Origin of the sequence: Leucobacter sp. M11, from assembly GCF_035726885.1 — a bacterium.
In the GTDB taxonomy this organism is placed as follows: domain Bacteria; phylum Actinomycetota; class Actinomycetes; order Actinomycetales; family Microbacteriaceae; genus JAPFRB01.
The window spans coordinates 188,472-197,129 of the sequence record NZ_JAPFRB010000003.1 but is presented as its reverse complement, the minus strand read 5'-3'; the positions used below and the strand labels follow the sequence as shown (position 1 = coordinate 197,129).

The window sequence follows — 8,658 nt, the reverse complement described above, 5'->3', positions numbered from 1 at the left end:
GGAAGCTGCTCCAGCTCGGCGATGGCCTGGTCGATCAGCCCCTGGAGCTCGCGGAGCGCGGGCACAGCGGGCACGGTGATCTCCTGGAGGCCCCCGGCCAGCTGGTCGACGCCGCCGACGTAGCTGCGGAGCCCGGCGGCGAGCTCCGCGGCGCCGTCCGCGGTGAGCACCGCGCCCCCGGCGAGGTCGGTGCCGCCGTCCGCGAGCTCCGCGACGCCGCCCCGGATGCCCTCGGCGCCCGCGGCGAGTCCGTTCGCGCCCGCGTTGGTCTGGTTCGCCCCGTCGGCGAGCTGGGCGGTTCCGGCTCCGAGGGCGTCCGCGCCGTCGGCGAGCTGGGCGGTTCCGTCCGCGAGCGCGCCGGAGCCGTCCGCGAGACCCTTGGCGCCGTCCGCGAGCGCGCGTCCGCCGTCGGCGAGCTGCTGTGCGCCCTTCGCCGCGGTGCCCAGCTCCGTGCCGAGGGTGTTAAACCCGACAAAGACGTTTTCGACGAAGGTCGTCGCGAGTTGCTCGTTGAGCACGCTCGCCGTGGTGCTCGTGACGACCTGGGACAGTGCCTGATCGATGAGCTTGCCGCGGTCGCTCGTCGCGATATCGATCGTTGCCTGCGTGGCGTCTGCCGGTTCGCCCGCCGCCGAGGTGGCCGCAGCGGAGAAGCTCTTCGGGATGGTCACGACGGTGGCGTAGCGCCCGTCGTCAAGCCCGGCGGCCGCGTCCTCCTCGTCGGTCAGGGTCCAGGTGAAATTGTGTGCGTCGTCGTTGCCGATGAGCTGCCCGGCGACGACGCGGCCCAGCGGGGTGAGCTGGCCCTCGATCGTGACGGGCTCGTCGAGATTCACGACGGCGGCGTGCACGTCGTTCATCCGCTCGGTGGGGCTCCAGAGCCCCCAAATGAACAGTCCCGCGATCACGATCGGCACCAGGATGATCCCGGCGAGGGTTCGCCAGGTGACCCGGCGGCTGGCGTCGGCTCGGGTGAACAGGGTCCGGGTCACGGGGTGACCTCCTTCGCGAGGGCGGGCGCGGGGGCCGCGCCGGGGAGCACGGGCTGCGTGCCGAGGGGGAGCACGGTTGCGGCGTCCGCCGCCGAGCCGAGCACGATCAGGGTCAGGGGGGCCTCGTCGCGGCTGATCGCGCGGCCCTCCAGCGCGGAGCGGGCGGAGGCCCGAGCGGCCGTGCTCGCGCGGGCATCGAGCCCGGAGAGGACGAGCAGCGCGGGGCGCTCGACGAGCCGCTCGCGAAGGGCACGGGGGCCATCGGGCGCGGCGAGGTCGACGACGGCGCTGCGGCGGCGCAGGTGGCTCGCTCGCTCCGGCAGAAGCAGGCCAGCGACCTTTGCGGTGCCGGAGCGGACCGGGGCGCGCCCCGTGAGCGTCTCGGCGAGGCGGAGGGAGCCGGGGTCTGCGGGGTCCAGCACGAGCGCCTCGCCCGGGCCGACGCGCAGGTCCGCCAGCGTCTGGGGTGCGTCGAGGGCGCCGAAGCGGAGCGACTCGGTCGCGATGACCGCGTCCGGCCGGTCGGCGGGCCAGTCCCGGTGCGCGAGCTCGCGGGCCAGGCCCTCGCCCTCCACATCGAAGGAGGGCAGGAGCCGGTCGAGCCACGCGGGCATCCGCCACGCGCGCTCCCCGAGCAGCGCGAGCACCGCCGGGACGAGGGTCATGCGGACGATGAAGGCGTCGACGAACACCCCGACGGCCAGACCGAGGGCGATCGGTTTGATGCTCACGTCCCCGGCGGGGATGAAGGCGGCGAACACGGCGATCATGATGATTGCCGCGGAGGTGACCACCTTTCCGGTGCCGACGAAGCCCGTCCGGATCGCCCGTTGCGCGTCGCCGCCGTGCACGTACTCCTCCCGAATTCGGGCCACGAGGAAGACCTCGTAGTCCATGGCGAGTCCGAAGAGCACGCCCATCAGGATGATCGGCATGAAGCTGAGGACGGGGCCGAGCGTTGCGACGTTGAGCTCGTCCGCGAGCCAGCCGTGCTCGAACACGAGGGCGACCGCGCCGAAGGCGACGAGCACCGAGAGGAGGTAGCCGAGGGTGGCCTTGATGGGCACCCAGACCGAGCGGAACACCATCGCGAGCAGCACGAGGGAGAGCCCGACCACGAGGATGCCGAAGGGGAGCAGGGCCTCGCCGAGCAGGGCTGAGATGTCGATGCCGGCCGCGGTGAAACCCGTGACGGACAGGGTGACCCCGTACTGCTCGTCCCACGTGTCCTGCATGTCGCGGAGTCGATCCACGAGCGCCGTGGTCTCGGGGTCGTGCGGCCCGGTCTCGGGGATGACGTGAATGATGCCGGTGTCCGCGCTCGGGTTGGGGGTGGCCAGCGGGACCTCGGCGACGCCGGGCACGGCGCGGATCTCCTCGGCAAGATCCTCCATCAGGCCGAGCGGGTCGGTGCTCGTGATGATGGAGCCGGTCAGGAGCAGGGGGCCGTTGTGGCCGGGGCCGAAGTGCTCCCCGATCTGCTCGTAGGCGATGCGGGCGGGGGCCTCGGTGCTCAGGCTGCTCGCGTCGGGGAGGGCGAGGCGCAGGTCTTTCGCGGGGATCGCGGCGGCCCCGAGGCCGAGCAGCACGATCACGATCGTGACGACGGGCCACTTGGTTGCGGCCGTGACCCAGCCACCGAAGAAGCGGTCCGAAGCGGTCCGGGCGCGCTTCGCCGGGGCGTGGGGGTCGCGAGCCGCCCCCGCCGCACGGGCCAGGCGCTGCTTCTTGGGCAGAATGCGCAGCCCGGCCATGCCGAGCACGGCGGGGGTCAGGGTGAGGGCCATCAGCACCGCGACAAAGACGGCGAAGGCGGCGGCAAGGCCGAGCGCGGTCAGGAAAGGAATCCCGGCGACCGCGAGGCCGGCGAGCGCGATGATGACCGTGAGCCCCGCGAAGATCACCGCGGAGCCGCTCGTTGCGGTGGCTCGGGCCGCGGATTCTTCGGGGTCCATGCCGTCCCGGAGCTGTTCCTGGTGCCGGGCGACGATGAAGAGCGTGTAGTCGATGCCGACCGCGAGGCCGAGCATGAGCGCCAGCATCGGGGTGATCGAGGTGATGGGGCCGAGCGCGGTGTAGAGGAAGATGCCCGCGATCGAGGTGCCGACCCCGAGGAGCGCGATCAGGAGCGGCATCCCCGCGGCGATCAGGGTGCCGAGGGTGAAGATGAGGACGAAGAACGCGACGATCACGCCGACCGCCTCGGTCGGGCTCACGGAGGGGATTTCGAGGGAGAAGACGCTGCCGCCCTCGGTCGCGGTGGCCCCCTCGGGGAGTGCGGCCTCCAGCCGGTCCACCTCGGCCACGATGCCGTCCAGGGTCTCGTCGCTCGGCTCCCCGCCGCCGTTGTGCTCGAGCTGCACGGTGAGGAGCGCGGCCTGGCCGTCGGGGGAGACGGCGCGGGAGATCTCGTCGAAGGGGTTCATGACGGCGGCTACCCCGGGGACGGCCTCCAGGCGGTCGCCCGCCTCGGCGACGGCGTCCCGGTACCGCTGGACGTCGATTTCGGAGCCGTCCGCGCTCACGACGACGACCTGCGCCGAGGAGCCAGAGACCTCGGGGAAGGTGCGGCTCAGCGTGTCGAGCGCCTCCTGGGACTCCGTGCCGGGAATCGTGATCGGGGCGTTGGCCCCCTGGTTGAACAGCAGCGCTCCGCCGCCGACCGCCGCGAGGACGGCGAGCCAGATACCGAGGACGAGGAACTTGGCTCGAAAGGCCCGGCGGCCCAGGGAGTACAGCAGGGAGGACACGGGGCTCCTTCGGAAAAATGGGGGCTTCGATACACAAGTGTATCCATTTGTCCCCGGGGAATCGCTGGGACTTTTCCGGGTGCGGGGCGGGAGCAGGTGGCGCCGCTTCGCCCAGTCCGTGTCATGATGAACGGATGACGAAGCCCGTGACCCCTCGGCGGATGGAGACCCGCGAGCGGCTCTTCGAAGCCGCCGCCGCGGTGTTCGTCGAACTCGGGCTCGGCGGCACCTCGGTTGAGGCGATCTGCGCTCGGGCCGGCTTTAGCCGCGGCGCGTTCTACTCGAACTTCTCCTCGCGGGAGGAGCTGTTCTTGGCCCTCTTGGGCCGCGAGTATCAGATGCGCACGGACCTCTTGATCGCCACGATGGATCGCTTCCGCGAGCACCGCTCGCTCGAGACGGAGCCCATGACCCGCGACGAGGTCGCGCGCTTCATTGTCGACTTCTTCCGCTCGGACAACTTCGATCGCTCCTGGTTCGTCTTGGAGACCGAGTTCCTGCTCGTGGCGATCCGGGAGCGCGAGCTCGCCGAGTCCTATCTCCGCTTCGCGAGCGAGTACCTCGGGCGACTGTCCCGCGTGATTACCGAGATCGTCGCGGTGGCGGGCTGGCGCTTCCTGCTGCCAGCCGAGGAGTCCGTGGAACTGCTCGTCGGGGTCTACACCCGGGCGCTGCGCACCCAGGCCCTGCTGGGCCTGGAGCCGGGCCGCGTGCCGGACGGCGTCGCCGAGGAAATCACCCGCGTGCTCTTCGCCATTACCGAGGTCATCCCCGCGAGCGGTGAGGCAGCGCCCGGGTCCGCATCGTTCCCGCCTGAGGGTGGGGCGATCGAGTCGTCGCCGGATGGTCAGCGGGGCTGACTCGGGGCCTCGAGCGCCCGGGCGCGGGGGAGGAGCCGCTCCCGCGATGCGGCAAGATGCGCCCGCATGGCCGCAGCGGCCGCCTCGGGCTCCCGTGCGGTGATTGCCTCGACGACGGCAACGTGCTCGAGGAGGGTCGGATCTCCGGCGGCTTTCTCGTAGGACAGCCGGAAGGCGTGCAGGTGGAAATGGGTCTGCTCCAGGGCGCGCTGAATCGCGAGGTTGCCGGAGGCCTGGGCGATCAGCAGGTGTAGGCGCCCGTCGTGCTCACTAAAGCGGGCCATCGTCTGCGCGTCCCCGGTTTCCGGGGCATCCGTGTACGAATTGAGCTCTGCGGTGAGGGCGTTCAGCTCCGCTGGGGTTGCGTGTTCGGCGGCGAGGGCGGCCGATGTGGGCTCAAGGAGGAGGCGCAGCACGAAGAGGTCGGCAAGTTCTTTCTCGGACAGCACCGAGGTCGTGCGGAATCCCTTGAGGTGTGTTTTTGTGACCAGCCCGGCAACCTCAAGGCGGGTGAGCGCCTCTCGGATCGGCGTGGGAGACACGTCGAGCTGCTTCGCGATCCGGTTGATGTTGACGCGCGAATCCGCGGGGAGTTCGTTGCTGAGGACGAAGGCGAGCAGCTGCTTGAAGACATCCTCGCCGAGGGTCGCTTCCGCCCCGGGGTCGGTGTCGTCGCTGGCAATGTTCACCCTTTCATCCTAGGCGACGAGGGGTTTTCTGGATCTGAGCGGCGTCGACGGCGTGGCCGAGGCAATCGCAGCCACGCCGCCCCGGTTGTTCCTGGGCGCAGCTCGGGGTCGCGCTATCGGATGCGCTGTGCCAGAATCAAATACAATACGATTTAACCGAGTAGGAAAGCAGCGTTGCTATGACCGTCATTACCCGAGCCACCGCCCGCCTCGTCGATATCGAGGTGGAAACCGTGCGCACCGACGCGATGCAGTCCTTCCTCAAGCAGGAGACCATCGTGGTGGATCTCGAAAGTAGTGACGGCGCGACCGGGCGCGGCTATTCCTACACGATCGGCACGGGGGGACGGGCGAGCCTCTCGATGCTGAACGAGCACCTGCTCCGGCTCCTGCCCGGCGAGGACCCCTCGAATATCGAACGCCTCTGGCGAAAGCTCTACGACTCCACCCGGGCCACGAGTGTCGGGGTGCTGACCGCCCTCGCGCTCGCCGCCGTGGACACCGCGCTCTGGGATCTGAAAGCCAAGCGTGCGAATCTCCCGCTCTGGCAACTCGCTGGAGGATCGCGGCAAGACGTGCCGCTGTACGACACTGAGGGCGGCTGGCTCCACCTCAGCGAGGGGGAACTCGTCGCTGGGGCCCAGGAATCGATGTCGCGCGGGTGGCGTGGAATCAAAATCAAGGTTGGCAAGGAATCGCTCGCCGAGGACGTGTCCCGCATTGCGGCGGTGCGCCAGGCGATCGGTGCCGATGCCGCGTTGATGGTGGACGCAAACCAGAGCATGACCGCCGCCGAAGCGATCCGCCGGGCGGCCGCGTTTGAGCCCTACCGGCTCGCGTGGTTCGAGGAGCCCCTGCCCGCGGAGGACGTGGCGGGCCATGAGCGGCTCGCGCAGGCGTCCCGAATTCCCATTGCCGTGGGGGAGTCGATCTATTCGATCGGCGCGTTTCGTGAGTATTTGCAGCGTGGGGCGGCAGGCATCGTTCAGGTCGATGTCGCCCGAATCGGTGGGATCACGCCCTGGCTCAAGGTCGCGCACCTCGCCGAGGCCTTCAACGTGGATGTCTGCCCGCACTTCCTGATGGAGTTGCACGTGAGCCTGGTCGCCGCGATTCCAAACGGAACGTTCGTCGAGCACATCCCCCAGCTCCGGGCCGTGACCACGGAAGAGATCGAGATTTCCGAGGGCCGGGCCGTGGCCCCGAGCGCCGTCGGCCTCGGTATTTCGTGGGACGAGGACGAACTCGAGAACCGGGTCGTCGCCTAAGCGGCACGCCCCCGCACGCCACGCCCTCCGCCGGGGCCGGTGCCCCGTCCCGGCCGAATCCCCCTGCACCTCAGAAAGGACAATGATGTCACCCATGCCAGAGGCCCCGCCTCAGTCAGCGCAACACCCCGAGAAGCAGCACCGCGAGACCCGGAAGGTCGCCGCGGCGACCCTGATCGGTTCCGCGCTTGAGTGGTACGACTTTTACCTCTACGGCACGGCCGCGGCGCTCGTGTTCAACCGAATCATCTTCGTGAACGAGGACCCCTTGGTCGGGACGATGGCCGCCTTTGCCGCGTTCGCTCTCGGCTACGTCATCCGCCCGCTCGGTGGGCTCATCTTTGGGCGCCTGGGCGACCGCCTGGGGCGCAAATACGTCCTCGTGTTGACGCTCATGATCATGGGTATCTCGACCGTGCTCATGGCCTTCCTGCCCACCTACGCGCAGGTCGGCATTTGGGCACCGATTCTGTTGCTGGTGCTTCGCCTGGTGCAGGGCATCGGTGCCGGAGCGGAGTTCGGCGGGGCGGCGATCTTCTCGGTGGAACACGCGCCGCCGCGCAAGCGCGGGCTGCAGGGCTCCTGGCCAGCCGTCGGCGTGTACCTGGGCCTCCTGATGGCCTCCGGCGCCTTCGCGATCATCACCCAGCTCCCCGAGGAGGACTTCCTGAACTGGGGATGGCGGATCCCGTTTGCGTCCAGCATTATCGTGGTCATTGTTGCCCTGGTCATCCGGCTCAAAATCAGCGAGACCCCGGCCTTTACCGAGGCAAGCAAGGAGCAGCACGCTCCGGTCGTCCCCCTCAGGGACGTGTTCAAGCGGGAGTGGCGAGGCATTCTTGTGTTGATTGGCACGCAGACTCCCCAGAACGTCGTGGCCTACGTGAATCTCACCTTCATCGCCGCGTACATCACCGGCACGCTGCACCTGGCCACGAGTATCGGCCCCATCGCCGTGACCATCGCCACCGCCACCACGATGGTGACGCTGCCGCTGTTCGGGGCGCTGTCGGACAAGATTGGCCGGAAGCCGGTTGTGTTGACCGGGATTGGTTTCTCAGCGCTGTTCGCGTTCCCGTATTTCCTCATTATCGATAACTCGGAAACGGCCTTCGGGATCGCCGTCGCGGTGACGATCAGCCTGGGCATCGGCGTGGGAGCGATGTTTGGCCCCCAGGGCGCATACTTCTCCGAGCTCTTTTCGAGTCGGGCCCGCTTCACCGGCCTCGCCTTCAGCCGCGAGGTCGCCGGTGCCATCTCTGGCGGCTTTACCCCGCTGATCGCGGTCGCGCTGGTCGCAGCGGCCGGGGGGCAGTCGTGGCTCGTCGCGCTGTTCATGGTGGTGGCCTGCGCCATCGGCTTTGTGGCAACGCTGCTCGGCCCGGAGACGCGCGGGCGGAGCCTCAGCGTAAGCACGCCGGAGGCCCTGCGGGCCTCGACCGGCAGCTTCGTCGACTAGTTCCATGGGTTCGGGCCGCGATCACCCCGGAACGTCGGGGGGATCGCGGCCCGTTTCCCTGCGCGGGATGAATTGTCGGTGAACGGGGGCCGCGGCGCTGGCCACCGGTCGGGCGGGAGCGTAGGCTGATCTCGATAGCGCCTAGGGTTCCGAGGGTCTCCCTGTCTGGTCCGAGCGGCGCCACGCGAGGCCCCGTGGCCGCGCGTCATCTGACAGGACAAAAGCCCGGAGGAACCACGAACGCCGTGCCCGAAATCGGCGCTCGAAAGGTTCCCCGTGTCCACGACCGCTTTGCTCCTCGTCCTCGCCGCCGCCGTGGCCCACGCGCTGTGGAACGTGATCGCGCACGGCTCGAGCAAGTCCGGGCTCCCGTTTCTCTGGTGGGGCGCGGTCGCGAGCGCGACCATCTGGTCCGTCGCGATCCCGATGACCGGCGGCCTGGGCACCGGCACGGTTCGGAGCTTCCTCGTTGGCGCCGGGGTCTCCGCGCTGATGCACGTGGGGTACATGCTCCTGTTGCAGCGGGGCTACGCCCGCGGTGACCTCTCGACGGTCTACGCCACCGCGCGCGGCACCGGGCCGATCCTGACCGTCGTCATCGCGGTGCTCCTGCTCGGGGAGCGCCCCGGCTCGCTCGCGC

The 8,658-nt window shown here is 69.4% G+C and carries 6 protein-coding genes and 1 pseudogene; 4 read left to right on the top strand and 3 right to left on the bottom strand.

Features of this window, described 5'->3' with window-relative positions:
* The coding region (locus tag OOT08_RS09190; RefSeq protein WP_325092354.1) for a YhgE/Pip domain-containing protein at positions 1–992 on the bottom strand (992 nt) is incomplete at its 3' end.
* A complete protein-coding gene (locus OOT08_RS09185; protein ID WP_325092352.1) occupies positions 989–3,742 on the bottom strand; it encodes an MMPL family transporter in 2,754 nt (917 codons plus the stop codon). The genes OOT08_RS09185 and OOT08_RS09190, both read right to left, overlap by 4 nt.
* A gap of 134 nt (positions 3,743–3,876) precedes the next feature.
* Between OOT08_RS09185 and OOT08_RS09180 the strand changes: the two genes are divergently transcribed.
* Positions 3,877–4,602, top strand: coding sequence for a TetR/AcrR family transcriptional regulator (locus OOT08_RS09180; protein WP_325092351.1), 726 nt, complete (start codon positions 3,877–3,879; stop codon positions 4,600–4,602).
* Here OOT08_RS09180 and OOT08_RS09175 read toward each other — a convergent pair.
* Positions 4,590–5,291, bottom strand: coding sequence for a GntR family transcriptional regulator (locus tag OOT08_RS09175; RefSeq protein WP_325092349.1), 702 nt, complete (start codon positions 5,289–5,291; stop codon positions 4,590–4,592). The two genes, OOT08_RS09180 and OOT08_RS09175, sit on opposite strands and share 13 nt — an antisense overlap.
* Positions 5,292–5,470: 179 nt before the next feature.
* Here OOT08_RS09175 and OOT08_RS09170 point away from each other — a divergent pair, with 179 nt between their 5' ends.
* The 3 genes and pseudogenes from OOT08_RS09170 to OOT08_RS09160 all read left to right on the top strand — a co-directional run.
* Entirely contained in the window at positions 5,471–6,559 is a 1,089-nt protein-coding gene (locus tag OOT08_RS09170; protein WP_325092347.1) for a mandelate racemase/muconate lactonizing enzyme family protein, read from the top strand.
* A 94-nt stretch (positions 6,560–6,653) separates the two neighbouring features.
* Positions 6,654–8,018 (top strand): MFS transporter, encoded by a 1,365-nt coding sequence (locus OOT08_RS09165; RefSeq protein ID WP_325092346.1) that lies wholly within the window; start codon positions 6,654–6,656, stop codon positions 8,016–8,018.
* A gap of 276 nt (positions 8,019–8,294) precedes the next feature.
* Positions 8,295–8,658, top strand: a pseudogene (locus OOT08_RS09160) (hypothetical protein); the annotation flags it as partial.

Coding starts and splice junctions, on each gene's coding strand:
- OOT08_RS09180 (WP_325092351.1), top strand. CDS start 3,877: ATGACGAAGCCCGTGACCCCTCGGCGGATGGAGACCCGCGAGCGGCTC.
- OOT08_RS09170 (WP_325092347.1), top strand. CDS start 5,471: ATGACCGTCATTACCCGAGCCACCGCCCGCCTCGTCGATATCGAGGTG.
- OOT08_RS09165 (WP_325092346.1), top strand. CDS start 6,654: ATGCCAGAGGCCCCGCCTCAGTCAGCGCAACACCCCGAGAAGCAGCAC.